The following is a 15,833-nucleotide window of genomic DNA, read 5'->3' as shown; positions in this document are numbered from 1 at the left end:
CTCAACGTCCCAGGCTGGGCTTATTGGGGGCATAGGTCCAGCCAGGTACCAGGTAACGCATCGCCAGCGCATCGTCGCGCGCGGTCGTGGCTACTTTCTTGTACAGCAGGTGCGCCGCTTCGATGCGGTCCATGTCGGGTTCCACACCCAGGCCCGGACGCTCCGGCACCAGTACTTCGCCGCCGACGATCTGCAACGGTTCGCGGGTCAGGCGCTCCTGGCCTTCCTGCCAGATCCAGTGCGTGTCGATGGCGGTGATCTTGCCCGGCGCGGCCGCTGCCGCGTGGGTGAACATGGCGAGCGATACATCGAAGTGGTTGTTCGAGTGCGAGCCCCAGGTCAGGCCCCATTCGGCGCACAACTGGGCCAGCCGCACGGAGCCCTGCATGGTCCAGAAGTGCGGATCGGCCAGCGGAATATCGACGGCGCCGAGCAGGTGCGCGTGCGCCATCTGGCGCCAGTCGGTGGCGATCATGTTGGTGGCGGTGGGGATGCCGGTGGCGCGGCGGAACTCCGCCATGGTCTCGCGGCCCGAGTAGCCGTTCTCGGGACCGCACGGGTCTTCCGCGTACGCCAGCAGGTGGCCCTGGCCGCGACACAGGTCAATCGCCTCGCGCAGCGACCAGGCGCCATTGGGGTCGAGCGTGGCGCGCGCAGCAGGAAAGCGCGCCTTGATGGCGGCAATCGCTTCCAGTTCTTCCGCGCCGTGCATGACGCCGCCCTTGAGCTTGAAGTCGCGGAAACCATAGCGCGCCACCGTGGCCTCGGCCTGGTCGGCAATCGCCGCCGGCGTCAGCGCTTCCTGGTGGCGCATCCTGTACCAGTCGTCACCGGAACCCGGCAGGTATGGCAGGTCGGTGCGGCCACGGTCGCCGATGTAGAACAGGTAGGCCAGCATCGGCACGCTGTCGCGTTGCTGACCGGCGCCGAGCAGTTCGCACACGGGCACGCCCAGGTGCTGGCCCAGCAGATCGAGCAGCGCCGATTCCACCGCCGTGATCACGTTCTCGAGGCGCAGATTGATTTCGTGCGGCTGCTTGAGCACCGCCGCTTCGGCGGCGGACGTGACCTGGTATTGCCGGCCGCTGACGTCGCGGTTGACAATGGCGGCGCGGATGCCGTTCAGCGTGCGGTTATAGCGCCCGATCGGCGTGCCCACCACCAGCGGCACGGCGTTTTCCAGCGCGCGCAGGATGCCGGCGCCGCCGGGCACTTCGCCGATGCCGGTGTGGCCGGCGCTGTCCTGCAGCAGCACCAGGTTGCGCGTGAAGTAAGGCGCGTGCGCGCCGCACAGGTTGAGCAGCATGCTGTCGTGGCCGGCTACCGGGATCACGCGCATGGCGGTGACGACCGGTGTCGTGGAACGTGGGGAGGAATGCGGTAAATGTGTTGCCTGTACCATGCCTTTATCCTAAAATGATTAGCGCTACCATTTACTCAGTGTGAAGGATTTATGGGATCACGTCAACAAGGCAAGCGCGGCAAGATTGCTGCGGCAGTGGCTATCATCTTCACGGTGGGTGCGCTTGGCGGCTGCGCCACGGCGCCGGGCACCGCCAGCGACCCAGGCCAGCACTGGGTCGCTTCATGGGGCACGGCGCAAATGGTGCCGGAAACCGCCAACGAACTGCCAGCGGCCAACTGGCGCGATGCCAGCATCCGCCAGATCGTTCACCTGTCGCTCGGCGGCAGCGAAGTGCGGGTACGCCTTTCCAATGCATACGGCACGGCGCCGCTGCTGGTCGATGCGGCCAGCGTGGCGCGCGCCGTGGCGCCCGGCCGCGCCGCCATCGACGCCGCCACATTGAAGGTCCTGACCTTCGATGGCCGCAGCGCGGTCACCATCCCCGCCGGCGCCGAGTATTACAGCGATCCGGTTTCCCTCGACGCACCGGCCGGCGCCGACCTGGCCATCTCTCTGCACTTCACCGGCGAACCGGCGCGCCAGACCAGTCATAGCGGCGCGCGCGCCAGCAGCTTCCTCGCTGCCGGCAACCGCACCGCGGATGCCGACTGGCCCGGCGCCGCCACGGTGACGCGCTGGTTTGCAATTGCCGATGTCGATGTGCTGGCGCCGCGCGCGGCCGGCGCGCTGGTGGCCATCGGCGATTCGATCACCGACGGCTATGGCGTGACCACCGACGGCAACGACCGCTGGACCGATGTGCTGGCCGCGCGCCTGCGTCGCGATAATGTTCCGATTGGTACGGTCAACGCCGGCATCGGCGGCGGCCGCATGTTGAAAGACGGCCTGGGGCCGAACCTGGTCTCGCGCTTCGAGCGCGACGTGCTGGGCCGCGCCGGCGTCACCCACGCGCTGGTGCTCATCGGCGTCAATGACCTGGGCAACCTGCACCGCAACACGCCCGACCTGCCGGCCGATCGCCAGCAACTGCTGGCCGACCTGCGCCTGGCGCACCGCCAGCTGGCAACCCGCGCCCGGGCGCGCGGCGTGTGCCTGATCGGCGCCACCGTCACGCCGTATGTCGGCAGCGACTACTACCACCCGGAGCCGGCCAACGAGGCCGACCGGCAGGAGCTCAATGCGTGGATACGCGATGCCGGCGTGTTCGACGCGGTGACCGATTTCGACGCCGCGCTGCGCGATCCGGCGCAGCCGCAACGGCTGGCGCCGCAGTACGACTCGGGCGACCACCTGCATCCGTCGCTGGCCGGCTACCGCGCCATGGCTGACGCGGTGCCGCTCGAGATGCTACGACGGCGATGTCGAAGTCGGCCCTGAGCCAGCACCGTACCACCTACCATAAGAACGGAAAACTACAATAATGAGACAACCATTGATCGCTGCGGCGGGAGCCATCCTGGCCGCCGCCCTGCTCTGCTGCACCCTGCCCGCCCAGGCACTGGGCCAGAAACGGCTGGTGCTGTTCGATTCCCCTCCTGCCAACGCGGTCGCCATCGCGCAAGCCGGCAAGACCGCCACGCTGTACGTGGATACCGCCGACCATGCCGGCGTGCTGCGCGCCGCGCGCGACCTGCAGGCCGATATCGGCCGCGTGACCGGCGCCACGCCAGCGCTGCAAACCGGCGCACCGGCCGGCGCCGACGCCATCATCATCGGCACCGTGGGCCGCAGTCCGCTGATCGACAAGCTGGTTGCAGCCGGCAAGCTCGATGTCGCCGCCATCCAGGGCAAGTGGGAAGGCTGGCAGGTGCAAACCGTATTGCGGCCCCTGCCCGGCGTGGAGCGCGCGCTGGTAATTGCCGGCAGCGACAAGCGCGGCGCCATCTACGGCATCTACGAGTTGTCGGAGCAGATCGGCGTATCGCCCTGGTACTGGTGGGCGGACGTGCCGCCACCAAAAAAGTCGGCGTTGTTTGCCTATGCGCCAGCGGCCGTGCACGATTCACCGGTGGTCAGGTATCGCGGCATCTTCCTCAACGACGAGCAGCCGGCGCTGACCGGCTGGGTGCAGCAGACCTATGGCGGCTACAACCATCGCTTTTACGAGAAAGTGTTCGAGCTGCTGCTGCGCCTGCGCGCCAACTACCTGTGGCCGGCGATGTGGAATTCGGCGTTTTATGACGACGACAAACTCAACGGCAAGCTGGCCGACGACTATGGCATCGTGATGGGCTCGTCGCACCACGAGCCGATGATGCGCGCTCAGAAGGAGTGGACGCGCCAGGGCAAGGGCCCGTGGGATTACCAGCGCAACGAGAAAGTGCTGCGCAGTTTCTGGACCGGCGGCATGCGCAACACGCGCGACTTCGAGAAGATGATCACCATCGGCATGCGCGGCGACGGCGACGAGCCGATGTCGGAAGAATCGAACGTGGCGCTGCTCGAACGCATCGTGGCCGACCAGCGCGCCATCATCGGCAAGGAACTGGGGCGCGATGCGGCCACCGTGCCGCAAATGTGGGCGCTGTACAAGGAGGTGCAGGACTACTACGAAAAGGGGATGCGCGTGCCGGATGACGTCACGCTGCTGTGGTGCGACGACAACTGGGGCAATATCCGCCGCCTGCCCACGACCGAAGAACGCAAGCGCGCCGGCGGTGCGGGCGTGTACTACCACTTCGATTACGTGGGCGGCCCGCGCTCTTACAAGTGGATCAATGTGACGCCGCTGCCGAAAATCTGGGAGCAAATGCAGCTGGCGTGGCAGTACCAGGCCGACCGCATCTGGATCGTCAACGTGGGCGACCTGAAACCGATGGAAGTGCCCACCGAGTTTTTCCTCACCTATGCATGGAACCCCGCCGCCTGGCCGGCAGAGCGCCTGCCCGAGTACCTGAAACTGTGGGCCACGCGCGAATTCGGCCCACAGCACGCCGATGACATCGCCGACATCGTGGCCAGCTACGCGCGCTACAACGGCCGCCGCAAGCCCGAGCAACTGGAACCGGGCACTTACCACCCGGTCAACTATGACGAAGCCGAACGGGTAACGGCCGAGTTCCAGTCGATTGCTTCGCGTGCTGAGCGCATCGCCGGGCAACTGCCGGCGGCGCAGCGCGATGCATTCTTCCAGCTGGTGCAGTACCCGGCGCAAGCGAGCGCCGTGGTGAACGAACTGTATACGACAGCTGCCCGCAACCGGCTGTACGCGGTGCAGGGCCGCACCTCGACCAACGACCTGGCAGCGAAGGCGCGCAGCCTGTTCGCGCAGGATGCGGAGCTGACGCGGCGCTATCACGAAGACATCAGCGGCGGCAAATGGAACCACATGATGTCGCAAACCCACCTCGGCTACACCTACTGGAACCAGCCGCCGCGCAACGTGATGCCGGCGGTGAGCGAAGTGCAGGCGCCGCTGGCGGCCGACATGGGCGTGGCCGTACAAGGCAATGCGCAAGTGTGGCCGGGACCCGACGGCGACAAGCTGGCCCTGCCCGCCCTCGATGAAATCACCGGTGCGCCGGCATTCCTGGAAGTGTTCAATCGCGGCCGGCAGCCGTTCGACTACCGCATCACGACCAGCGCACCGTGGCTGGAGATCGACCAGCCCGCCGGCCAGGTCGAACGCGACCGCCGCGTGCACGTCAAGGTGCGCTGGGCCGACGTGCCGCGCGGCGTCGATCATGCGACGCTGACGGTACAAGGCCCCAATGGCGCCAAGGTCACAGTCAAGGCGCCGCTGCGCCGGCTGGTCAAAGAGGCTGTGGCAGGCGACTTCGTCGAGACTGGCGGCGTTGTGTCCATCGAAGCCGCCAACTTTGCCAGGGCCATGGCGCCGGCCGGCCGCCAGTGGCTCACCATCCCCGGCCATGGCCGCACGCAGTCCGGCGTGACTGCGCTGCCAGTCGATGCGAAGTCAGATGAAGCCCCGCAGATGCGGCTCGACTACGCGCTGCACCTGCAAACCGCCGGCAAAGTCGTGGTGCACGCCACGCTGGCGCCTACCCAGAAATTCCAGCCCGGCGCCGGCCTGCGCTACGCCGTCTCGTTCGACGACGAGGCGCCGCAGCTGGTGAATATGCACGCAGACAGTTCCGAGCAGGCGTGGGAAAAGAGCGTCTCGGACGGCGCCACCGTGCTGACCTCGCGCCACACCATCGCCACGGCCGGCCGCCACACGCTCAAGTTCTGGGCGGTGGATGCCGGTGTGGTACTGCAAAAAATCGTGGTTGATACGGGCGGCTTGCAGGACAGCTACCTCGGGCCGCCCGAAAGTCCACGCGCACGGTAATCCAAAAAAACAAACGGAGACAAAATGTATAAATTATTGACCACCGTGCTGGCGGCCCTGCTGCTGGCCGGCAGCCTTGGTTCGACCAGCGCCGCTACTAATACAGTCAAGGCGCCCGCAGACGAAGATGGCTACAAGCTGTGGCTGCGCTATCAACCGCTGGCGCCCGCCGCGCAGGTGAAGCTCAAAGCACAGGCGCGCAGCATCGTGCTCACCGCTGCGGCCACACCCACCACCCGCGCCGCTGTCGCCGAGCTGCAACGCGGCGTTGCCGGCATGGGCGGCGGCCCGGCACCGGCGCAGGCTACCGCCATCGCCGACGGCGCGGTGGTGCTGGGCACCACGGCCACCCTGCCGGCGCTCGCCCCAGCGCTGAAGGCCGAACTGTCCGGGCTTGGCAGCGAAGGCTATTTGCTGCGCGCCACGAGACTGCAAGGCCGCCCGGTCACGCTGATCGCCGCCAATACCGACATCGGACTGCTGTACGGCGCCTTTGCCTGGCTGCGCGCGACCGCTGCCGGCACCGCGCCGGAAGCGGCATCCTCGCCCAAGCTGCAACTGCGCCTGCTCAATCACTGGGATAACCTCGATCGCCACGTGGAGCGTGGCTACGCGGGCGCGTCGATCTGGGACTGGTGGGCGCTGCCCGAGATTACCGACAGCCGCTATACCGACTACGCGCGCGCCAATGCGTCGCTCGGCATCAACGGCACGGTGCTCAACAACGTCAATTCCAAGCCGGAGGTGCTCACGCCCGCATACATCGCCAAGGCCGCGGCCGTGGCCGACGTGCTGCGCCCTTACGGCATCAAGGTGTTCCTGTCGGCGCGCTTTTCCACGCCGCTGGAACTGAAGGAAACCGATACCGCCGATCCACTGTCGCCCGCCGTGCAGGCGTGGTGGAAGAAGAAGGCCGACGAGATCTATCGGACCATTCCCGACTTCGGCGGCTTCCTGGTCAAAGCCAATTCCGAGGGCCAGCCCGGCCCGCAGGATTACCATCGCAGCCACGCCGACGGCGCCAACATGCTGGCTGCTGCGCTGGCGCCGCACCATGGCATCGTGATGTGGCGCGCTTTTGTCTATGCTCCCGAAGCAGGCAAAGAAACCGACCGCGCCCGCCAGGCGTACGAAGAATTCAAGCCGCTCGACGGCAAGTTCGCGGCCAATGTGATGGTGCAGGTGAAGAACGGCGCCATCGACTTCCAGCCGCGCGAACCGTTCCACCCGCTGTTCGGCGCCATGCCCAACACGCCGCTGATGATGGAATTCCAGATCACCAAGGAGTACCTGGGCTTTTCCACCGATATCGCCTACCTGGGCACGATGTTCGAAGAGGTGCTCGAGAGCGACACCATGCAGCACGGCGCAGGAAAAGGCCCGACCGTGGCGCAGATCATCGAAGGCGCCCATACGCTCGGTGGCCAGCCGGCAGCGACCGGCATGGCCGGCGTGGCCAACATCGGCGTCGATCGCAACTGGACCGGCCACCACTTCGATCAGGCCAACTGGTACGCGTTCGGGCGCCTGGCGTGGAATCCGCAGGCCTCGGCGCGCGCCATCGCCATCGAGTGGGCCGCGCAAACCTTCGGCAACGACGCCCGCGTGACCACCCCGGTGGTGGACATGCTGATGCTGTCGCGCGAAGCCGTGGTCGATTACATGACGCCGCTGGGACTGCACCACATGATGGGTACCGCCCACCACCACGGCCCGGCGCCGTGGGTAAACGACCTGGAACGCCCGGACTGGAACCCGGTGTACTACCACCGCGCCGCGCGCGACGGCATCGGTTTCGACCGCACCGCCAGCGGTACCAATGCGCTGGAACAGTATGCGCCGGCGCTCGCTCGCCTGTACGCCGATCCGCGCACCACGCCGGAAAAATACCTGCTGTGGTTCCACCACCTGCCGTGGACGTACGCGATGCCGTCGGGCCGCACGCTGTGGGCCGAAATCATCCACCACTATGACCGTGGCGTGGCCGCCGCGCGCGACCTGCAAACCCGCTGGGACGCCCTGCGCGGCGTGGTGGATGCGCGCCGCCATGCCGAAGTGGCGCAGCGGCTGCGGCGCCAGGTGCAGAACGCGGAGTTGTGGCGCAATGCCTGTATCGCCTACTTCCAGTCGGTGTCGGGCCTGCCCTTGCCGGACGGCGTGGCGCCGCCACCGCAGCCGCTGGAGTACTATAAGGGCATCCACTTCCCGTATGCGCCGGGCCGTGGCTGAACCATTTACCACACCAATCACCATGACCAGCAAAGCCAATCCCACCATGAGCGACGTCGCCCGCAAGGCCGGCGTCTCGCCGATGACCGTCTCGCGGGTGCTCAATGGCGACACCCGCGTGCGCGAAGCCACGCGCCAGCTGGTGGCCGACGCCATGACAGCGCTCAGCTATGTGCCCAACCAGGCGGCCCAGCGCCTGGCCGGCGCGCGGGCCATCCGCATCGGCTTTTTGTACTCCAACCCCAGCGCCGGCTACCTGAGCGAATTCCTGGTCGGCCTGCTCAACCAGGCCAGCCCCCACAACGTGCAGCTGGTGGTGGAAAAATGCGAGGCCGACGAACACGGCGTGGAACAGGCGCGGCGCCTGATCGACAACGGCGTCGATGGCATCATCCTGCCGCCGCTGTGCGATATCGCGGAGCTGGTGGACTTGCTGGCGCAATCGGGCACGCCGGCGGTCACCGTGGCCTGCGGCCAGCCAGACGACCGCCTGAGCGGCGTGCGCATCGACGACTACCAGGCCGCCCATGCCATGGCCTGCCACCTGATCGCATTGGGCCACCAGTGCATCGGCTTTGTCGCCGGCCATCCCAACCAGACCGCCAGCGCGCGCCGCCTGCAGGGCTTCAAGGATGCGCTGGCAGAGCACCACCTGCCGCAGGCGCCGGAGCTGATCGTGCAGGGCCTGTTTACCTACCGTTCCGGCCTGGACGCCGCCGAGCAGTTGCTGGCGCAGGAGCCGCGTCCCACCGCCATCTTTGCCAGCAACGACGACATGGCCGCCGCCGTGGTGGCCATCGCCCACCGCCTGGCGCTCGACGTGCCCGGCGATCTGACGGTGGCCGGCTTCGACGATACGGCGCTGGCCACCACCATCTGGCCCGAGCTGACCACCGTGCGCCAGCCGATCGCCGAGATGGCGGAAGCGGCCGTGCGCGCGCTGGTGCGGCAAATCCGCGACCGCCGCGACGGCGCCCCCGCCGCGCCGCAGCAGGTGGTGATGGACCATGCGTTGATACGGCGCCAGTCCGACGCCGCGCCGCGCGTACGCCCGCCAGCGCGGGTGGTTACTCGCCTGCGTATGTAGCAGAGGCAACAAACCTGCGCCTGCGTGTGCAAGCGAACATACACGGCAGCGCATCGCAGACATGATGGCAGGACGATATCTTTCTGCGACCGCCATCATGCCCCTCACTGCCCTCACGCTTCAATCGCGCCCGGAATTCCTGCCCGCCCCGGCCAGGGTGCCACCCATGCTGGCGCAGTTTCTGGCCGGCCTCACAGATGGCGACGCGGCGTCTGCACTGCATGGCGCCGTGGCTGCGGGTCTCGACCGCCTGCCGCTGCCCGGCAGCGGCGCCACGCTGGCGCGCTGGCAGGCGTTGTCCATCGCCGGCGGCCATGACCTCTCGTTCGCCAAGCTGTACGAGGGCCATACCGACGCCCTGGCCATCCTGGCGGAATTGAACGGCCCGGAGATCGCCGGCGCGACCTGGGGAGTCTGGTGCGCGGAGCCGCCGGGACCCGGCGTGGCGCTGCGCATGGGCGGCAACGGCCGTTACACGCTGTCCGGCCGCAAGCAGTGGTGCTCGGGCGCGGCGTCGATCAGCCACGCGCTGGTGAGCTGCTGCGACGCGGCCGGCCGCCGCATGCTGGCGGCCGTGAGTCTGCGCCAGCCCGGCGTGGAAGTGACGGACCAGGGCTGGCAAGCGGTCGGCATGGCCGGCAGCGCCAGCGTGGACGTGGTGTTTAACGATGCGCAGGCCGTGCCGGTAGGCGAACACGAGTCGTACCTGACCCGGCCCGGCTTCTGGCTCGGTGGCGCCGGCGTGGCCGCGTGCTGGTATGGCGCCGCCCGCGCCATCGGCGAGCACCTGCTGGCCACCACCCACACCCAGGCTGCCGACAGGAACAGCAAGGTCGATCCGCACCGGCAGGCGCACCTGGGCAGCGTGGATATCGCACTGTCGGGCGCCGCCGCGCTGCTCATCGACAGCGCAGCGGCCATCGACGCCCACCCGCAAGCCGACCACTGTGCGCTGGCGCTGCGCGCGCGCTTGACCGTGGAAGCGGCAGCGACCACCGTGCTGGAACATGCCAGCCGTGCCCTGGGCGCCGGTCCGCTGTGCCGCAACGCCGGTTTTGCACGGATGGTGGCCGATCTGCCCGTGTTCCTGCGTCAGAGCCACGCGGAACGCGACCTGGCCACGCTGGGTTCGGAACTGGCAAAAACGGGAGAGTCGCCATGGGCCTTATGACAGAAAAATTTGCGCCCGCGTTTGCCACTGAAGGCATGGCGCACCCGCGCCAGATCGCGGGCGAAGGCACGCCCGACGCCGCATGGCAGGCGTGGCACGGCCTGCGCCAGTTGCCACCGGTGGCCGCCCACGAGCTGGTGACGCCAGGCCAGCGCGCCATCATCGTCGCACCGCATCCTGACGACGAGGTGCTGGCCTGCGGCGGGCTGCTGCAACTGCTGGCGGCGCAAGGCACGCGCACCGTGGTGGTGGCCGCCACCGACGGCGATGCCAGCCACCCTGGATCGGCCATGTACCCGCCCGCGCAACTGGCGCGCTTGCGCGCGAAGGAAACCGAGGCCGCGCTGCGCGCCTTGATACCAGCAGGCCAGCCGGTGCCGCAGGTGATCCGCGCGCGCCTTCCCGATGGCGGCGTCACCAGCCAGGTGGGCGCACTGCAAACCTTGCTCGAACAGCTGCTGCGTGCCGACGACGTGGTATTTACCACCTGGCGCCAGGACGGCCATCCCGACCACGAAGCCTGTGGCTACGCCACCGCGCAGGCTGCGCGCCAGTGCGGCGCCTCCGTGGTGGAACTGCCGGTGTGGGCCTGGCACTGGGCCGAACCGGGCGACCGCCGCGTGCCGTGGCACCGCGCGCGCCGGCTGGCGCTCGACGCCGCAGCGCTGCAACGCAAGCGCGACGCCATCGCCTGTTACGCCACCCAACTCCATCCCGATCCCAGCACCGGCCAGCCGGCCATTCTGCCGCCGCACGTGCTGGCGCGCCTTACCCATCCTTACGAAGTCTGCTTCCTATGACCATCACCAACCGGCACACCCATTTCCAGCAGCTCTACACCCAGGACGCCGATCCGTGGAAGGTGCGCCAGCGCTGGTACGAGCAGCGAAAACGCAGCCTGCTGATGGCGTGCCTGCCGCTGCAACGCTATCGCCGGGCGTTCGAGCCGGCCTGCGGCAACGGCGAACTGACCGCCGCCCTGGCCCATCGCGCCGAATACGTGCTGGCCACCGACCTCTCGCCCGAGGCAGTTCGGCTGACGCAGCAGCGCATCCACAAGGAGCATCCGAGCGACGCGTCGCGCGTGACGGTGCGCCAGCAGATCGTGCCGCAGGACTGGCCCGAGGACAGTACCTTCGACCTGATCGTGATCAGCGAAATGGCCTATTACCTGCCCGAGCACGAAGTGGTCAATCTGCGCGATCGCTGCATGGCGTCGCTCGCCGACAATGGCACACTGGTGCTGTGCCACTGGCGCTGGCCGTTTGCCGACCGCCAGATGGACAGCGCCGACATCCACGCCCGCTTCGACGGCACGCCGGGCATGCACCGCCTGATGCAGCACAGCGAGGCCGACTTCCTGCTCGACATCTGGTCGCCCAATCCGTCGTCCATCGCGCAGCTGGAGGGCCTGGTGCCATGATCGGCATCGTCATCCCGGCCCACAACGAAGAACGCTACCTTGACGGCTGCCTGAACGCCATCCGGCTGGCGTGCCGCCACCCCGATCTGCGCGGCGAATCGGTCAACGTGGTGGTGGTGCTCGACCATTGCGGCGACGGTTCGCGCGCGATCGCCCTCGCCCATACCCACGCCCTGCAAGGCGCGGGCTACCGGGTGGAAGCAATCGAGGTAGATGCCCGCAACGTTGGCGCCGCCCGTGCCGCCGGCGCCGAACGCCTGCTGGCGCACGGCGCGCGCTGGCTGGCCTTTACCGATGCCGACACCCGCGTGGCGCCCGACTGGCTGGTGGCGCAACTGCGCCTCGGTGTGGACGTCGTGTGCGGCACCGTCTGTGTCGATGACTGGGCGGCACACCATGAAGAGCCGACTCTGCTGCGCCAGCATTTCGAGCTGACCTATACCGACAGCGACGGCCACCGCCACATCCACGGCGCCAACCTGGGCGTGTGCGCCAAAGCCTATCGCTGCGTGGGCGGCTTCGCGCCACTGGCATGCAGCGAAGACGTGGCGCTGGTCGAAGCACTGGAGCACTGCGGCGCCAGCATCGCCTGGAGCGCGGCGCCGCGCGTGACCACCAGCGCCCGCCGCGATGCACGGGCGCGCGGCGGTTTTGGCGATACGCTGATCCGCTTCGCCACCGCCGCCACCCAGGCTGCGCTGCCTGCGCTCCCTTCACTTCCATCACTCCCCTCACTGCCGCTCAAACCGGTCATACCATGACACTGCTCCACGACTGGCAAACTGCGCCCACCGAAGACCATCCGCTGGTGCGCCTGGGCCGCCTGCTGCAGGATGCCGGCTATGCATTTACCACGACCTCGCCACCAAGCCACCGGCGCGTGAATGCGCGCGAACACAACGCGACCGCCAAGGATTTGCGTGGCGTCTTCGGCTGGAACCGCCCGTTCGACGGCAGTGTGATACATCCGGACATGCTGCAACTGATGGACCGTGCGGGCATCCTGCTGACCGAAGGTCGTCTGTATCGCAGCGCGCTGCGCGCCTCCACGCTTGGCGGCCAACTGTACTTTCACTCGGCCTATCCCACCCGCGATGTCGATTCGGTATTCTTCGGCCCCGACACCTATCGCTACGAACAGGTGATCGACACCGCGCTGGCGGCTGGTCTGCCGGTGCAGCGCGCGGTCGATATCGGCAGTGGCGCCGGACCGGGAGCGATCAAGGTGGCAGCAGCATGCCCCGAGGCTGAAGTGTGGGCGGTAGATGTGAATCCGAAAGCGCTGGCGCTCACTGCACTCAATGCGCAACTGGCGCGGCTGGACAACATCCAGGCGGCGCACAGCGATGTGCTCAAGGGAGTGGACGGACACTTCGACCTCATCGTGGCCAATCCGCCGTTCATGGTCGATGATGACCAGCGCACGTATTGCCACGGCGGCGGCGCGCTGGGCGAAGGCCTGTCGCATGCGATCGTGGACAGCGCCATCGCGCGCCTGGCGCCGGGCGGCCGGTTGGTGCTTTATACCTGCGTGGCCATCATCGATGGCGCCGATCCGTTCCGCCAGCAGGCCGGCGCGCGCCTGCTGGCGGCAGGCATCCACTACGAATATCGTGAAATCGACCCCGATGTCATCGGTGGCGAACTCGGTGACGACATCCATCGCGATACCGATCGCATCGCCGCCATTGCGCTGGTGGCCACGCGTCCGGCAATTTAGCAATCTGGCAGAAAAACACGCGCTATACCGCCTCGCTGCCGAGATAGAATCAGGCGGCATCCTTGCGGCGCGGCGCCACGCGCTGTTGCGCTTCTGGCGCGCGCAGCACCTTGTAGGCAATAAATCGCGGAATGCCGCGGCTCATCGCGTATTCTGCGGCGGGATCGATGCCCATCGCTGGCAACAATTGCTTGGCCTCGTCGATGATGGCGGCGGTGGCGGTTGGTTTGCGGCGGTCTGAGAGTGGCATGGTGAACTCGCGGTTGCGTAAAGTTACAATTTACGCCCTTGGCCTGGCGCCGACTGTACGCAGCCTCACCCACGCTTCCAACCAAGACTATTTTTGACGGTACTGCGCCCTGAACGCGCCTGGCACCATGCCCACCTCGCGCTGGAATAACTTGGTGAATTGGTCGGCTCATTGCTGCCGACGTGACCTCGAAGGTATGTTTTACGTGCGAGACCCCGGCGCTGGTTGGATTGGCGCCGGGGCCACGTTATCGCTGCTCCCTCGTATGCCACAATCTGAGCACGAAAACCGTCGATCCCTTGATTTCGTACCTCATCTCGTACTGACCGACTAGGATGCGGCGGACTTCTGCTGGTGCGAATTCATCCAGCTTTTCGCCGATACGCGGATTCGTTGCAAGCCCTGACGGCGCACTCACCAATGACTTGACAACGCGTGCAGCAGCGGGCCTGTTGACCGTGGCCAGAAACTCGTGCAAACGCGCCAGGTCGGACAGCGCCTTGCTGGTCCACTGCACGCGCATCATCGCACGGAGGGTACGGGTAGCGGGGTGTCACTCTCGAGACTTTCAGCCCAGGCCTGCACCGCTTGATGATCGATGACATTGCCGGCTTGAACGTCCGCCATTGCCTCGCGCGTCAGCCGGCTGCGCTCCTCCTCCTGATCGACCCATGCACTGAGCGCCTGCTTAACCACCCAACCACGAGAACGCTCGAGCCGCGCTGCCAACATGTCAACCTTGTCGGCCAACGGCAAGGGTACATGAGTCGTCAATACTTTGGTTTCGGTTACCATGGGAGATACCTCGGGACAGGTTGGAACGGACCAATGATCCCATGCCGAAGTTTCAGAGTCAATCAGTCTTAATCAAACTTAATCAAACTTAATCAAACCGCCGCCCCCCTCAACGACCACCGCCGCGACGTATTCCCCACCCTCGGCCCCACTTCGCGGTCCCCTGCCCTGACCGCCTCCTCGAACACCACCCGCTCGATCAGCTCGCGGTCTGCGCCCACGGTTTTCAGGTATTCGATGGCGGCGATGACGCCTACCTGCTGGCGCAGCGCTACGGCCTTGCGCACGTCGTTTTCCAGGCTGTGCTCTGCTGGCGGCAAAACACCGGCCGGCTGGCGGCGGTCGATGGTCGGTTCGGCTACGGTTTCTGTCATGCTGTTCTCCTGATTAATCAGCCATGCGCACGCAATTGCGTCCGCTGCGTTTGGCGCGGTACAGCGCCTGGTCGGCGCGGAAGTACGCTTGTTCGAAGGTGCTGCCGCGCGCGCTCCAGCTCACGCCCACGCTGGCCGTGACCGGGGCCGTGATCGGCGCCGGCCATTCGGTGTTGGCGATGGCCTGGCGCAGCCGTTCGCCCAGGGCCAGGCCCTGCACCTGGTTCAGACCCGGCCACACCACCGAGAATTCCTCGCCGCCCACGCGGCCGATAAAGGCCTGGCCTTCAACCATCTCGGTCAGGCAGGCCACCACGGCCTGGATCACGGTGTCGCCGGCAGGGTGGCCATAGGTGTCGTTGACCTGCTTGAAGAAGTCGATATCGAGCACGACCAGTACGATGTCGTGCAGCAGCAGGCAGCTGCGCGCGTGTTCGATCACGGCGCCGCGATTCAAGGCGCCGGTCAGCGGGTCGTGGGTGGCGCGGTATTCGAGCTGGGTTGCCATCTCCTGCAGGCGGGCGTTGAGCTGGTTCATCTGGCGTTCGGCGCGGTCGCTGCGCTGGACCAGGCGCCGGCTTTCGCGCAGCAGCCGTTCGTAGTGCGCCACCAGTTCGCGCAGCGCGCACTGGTGGTTGTCTTCATGCGCGGCGGCACGGCGGGCCTGTTCCAGCGCGAGCTGCTCGGCCGCGAACAGGTCGGGTTCGGCGTCGGCCACTGCGCCGAAGATCGGCACCGGCGCTGTCATATCGGCCGGTCGGTAAAATGCAGCGCAGCGAAATCGTCGCGCAGTTCTTCGCCGAATTCCATGATGGTGTCATCCTCTTCGTCGCGGTACCAGTTAAGCAGCACTTCATTGCCCGCCAGGGCGGCGTCGTTCAGCGCTTCGAACAGCGCGAACAGCATCTTGGTCGATGAGCTGTTGAAATACGCCAGCGAGACGTGGACCGTGATGGTTTGTTCACGGCAGTCTTCCAGGTAGCGGCGCAGGCGCTCGATCACCGGGCCATAAAAGGCGGCGGCGTTTTCCGGGTACGACTCGCCCTTGAGCGAAAGCGTGTGCTCGGGGAAGCGGAAATCCACTTCGGGCGAGGTGGGAGTTGCTGCTATAAATAAGGCGTCCATGG

At 66.9% G+C, this 15,833-nt stretch carries 16 protein-coding genes; 9 read left to right on the top strand and 7 right to left on the bottom strand.

All coding sequences use genetic code 11. From position 1 onward, the window contains the following. Position 1: 1 nt before the first annotated feature. Positions 2–1,402 carry an enolase C-terminal domain-like protein gene (locus F8197_RS03980; protein ID WP_152880123.1) on the bottom strand — a complete coding sequence of 467 codons (1,401 nt, stop codon included), beginning with the start codon at positions 1,400–1,402 and terminating at the stop codon, positions 2–4. A 51-nt stretch (positions 1,403–1,453) separates the two neighbouring features. Between F8197_RS03980 and F8197_RS03975 the strand changes: the two genes are divergently transcribed. From F8197_RS03975 to F8197_RS03935, 9 genes are all read left to right on the top strand, one after another. Then, positions 1,454–2,743, top strand: a complete 1,290-nt coding sequence (locus F8197_RS03975) for an SGNH/GDSL hydrolase family protein (protein ID WP_152880121.1) — start codon at positions 1,454–1,456, stop codon at positions 2,741–2,743. Between the two features lie 43 nt (positions 2,744–2,786). Further along, positions 2,787–5,657: a glycosyl hydrolase 115 family protein gene (locus tag F8197_RS03970; protein ID WP_227012054.1), complete on the top strand. Its 2,871-nt coding sequence runs from the start codon at positions 2,787–2,789 to the stop codon at positions 5,655–5,657. A 24-nt stretch (positions 5,658–5,681) separates the two neighbouring features. Next, entirely contained in the window at positions 5,682–7,886 is a 2,205-nt protein-coding gene (locus tag F8197_RS03965) for an alpha-glucuronidase family glycosyl hydrolase (protein ID WP_227012053.1), read from the top strand. Positions 7,887–7,908: 22 nt separating this feature from the next. Beyond that, positions 7,909–8,973 carry a LacI family DNA-binding transcriptional regulator gene (locus tag F8197_RS03960; RefSeq protein ID WP_227012052.1) on the top strand — a complete coding sequence of 355 codons (1,065 nt, stop codon included), beginning with the start codon at positions 7,909–7,911 and terminating at the stop codon, positions 8,971–8,973. Between the two features lie 166 nt (positions 8,974–9,139). Then, a complete protein-coding gene (locus F8197_RS03955) occupies positions 9,140–10,144 on the top strand; it encodes an acyl-CoA dehydrogenase family protein (RefSeq protein WP_152880854.1) in 1,005 nt (334 codons plus the stop codon). Continuing rightward, complete coding sequence (locus F8197_RS03950; RefSeq protein ID WP_152880852.1) at positions 10,141–10,944, top strand: PIG-L family deacetylase; 804 nt, start codon at positions 10,141–10,143, stop codon at positions 10,942–10,944. Before F8197_RS03955 ends, F8197_RS03950 begins: the two co-directional genes overlap by 4 nt. Next, positions 10,941–11,567, top strand: a complete 627-nt coding sequence (locus F8197_RS03945; RefSeq protein WP_152880117.1) for a bifunctional 2-polyprenyl-6-hydroxyphenol methylase/3-demethylubiquinol 3-O-methyltransferase UbiG — start codon at positions 10,941–10,943, stop codon at positions 11,565–11,567. The genes F8197_RS03950 and F8197_RS03945 overlap by 4 nt, the downstream gene beginning before the upstream one ends. Further along, complete coding sequence (locus tag F8197_RS03940) at positions 11,564–12,328, top strand: glycosyltransferase family 2 protein (protein ID WP_227012051.1); 765 nt, start codon at positions 11,564–11,566, stop codon at positions 12,326–12,328. The genes F8197_RS03945 and F8197_RS03940 overlap by 4 nt, the downstream gene beginning before the upstream one ends. Continuing rightward, positions 12,325–13,287 (top strand): class I SAM-dependent methyltransferase, encoded by a 963-nt coding sequence (locus tag F8197_RS03935; protein ID WP_152880115.1) that lies wholly within the window; start codon positions 12,325–12,327, stop codon positions 13,285–13,287. Before F8197_RS03940 ends, F8197_RS03935 begins: the two co-directional genes overlap by 4 nt. Before the next feature lie 49 nt (positions 13,288–13,336). Here the strand turns inward: F8197_RS03935 and F8197_RS03930 are convergent, their stop codons facing one another. The 6 genes from F8197_RS03930 to F8197_RS03905 all read right to left on the bottom strand — a co-directional run bounded on the left by F8197_RS03930 (position 13,337) and on the right by F8197_RS03905 (position 15,831). Beyond that, complete coding sequence (locus F8197_RS03930; RefSeq protein ID WP_152880113.1) at positions 13,337–13,537, bottom strand: hypothetical protein; 201 nt, start codon at positions 13,535–13,537, stop codon at positions 13,337–13,339. A 247-nt stretch (positions 13,538–13,784) separates the two neighbouring features. After that, a complete protein-coding gene (locus F8197_RS03925; protein WP_152880851.1) occupies positions 13,785–14,060 on the bottom strand; it encodes a type II toxin-antitoxin system RelE/ParE family toxin in 276 nt (91 codons plus the stop codon). Further along, positions 14,060–14,332 carry a CopG family ribbon-helix-helix protein gene (locus F8197_RS03920; protein ID WP_152880111.1) on the bottom strand — a complete coding sequence of 91 codons (273 nt, stop codon included), beginning with the start codon at positions 14,330–14,332 and terminating at the stop codon, positions 14,060–14,062. The genes F8197_RS03925 and F8197_RS03920 overlap by 1 nt, the downstream gene beginning before the upstream one ends. 92 nt (positions 14,333–14,424) lie before the next feature. Beyond that, a complete protein-coding gene (locus F8197_RS03915; RefSeq protein ID WP_152880109.1) occupies positions 14,425–14,706 on the bottom strand; it encodes a hypothetical protein in 282 nt (93 codons plus the stop codon). 13 nt (positions 14,707–14,719) lie between these two features. After that, positions 14,720–15,454 (bottom strand): GGDEF domain-containing protein, encoded by a 735-nt coding sequence (locus tag F8197_RS03910; protein WP_152880107.1) that lies wholly within the window; start codon positions 15,452–15,454, stop codon positions 14,720–14,722. Further along, positions 15,451–15,831 (bottom strand): DUF1987 domain-containing protein, encoded by a 381-nt coding sequence (locus tag F8197_RS03905; protein ID WP_056145803.1) that lies wholly within the window; start codon positions 15,829–15,831, stop codon positions 15,451–15,453. The genes F8197_RS03910 and F8197_RS03905 overlap by 4 nt, the downstream gene beginning before the upstream one ends. Between the last annotated feature and the right edge of the window lie 2 nt (positions 15,832–15,833).

Origin of the sequence: Duganella sp. FT27W, from assembly GCF_009295655.1 — a bacterium.
GTDB classification, from domain to species: Bacteria; Pseudomonadota; Gammaproteobacteria; order Burkholderiales; family Burkholderiaceae_D; genus Rugamonas; species Rugamonas zoogloeoides.
The sequence above is the reverse complement of the archived record's forward strand: the minus strand, read 5'-3'. Positions and strand labels throughout refer to the sequence as shown.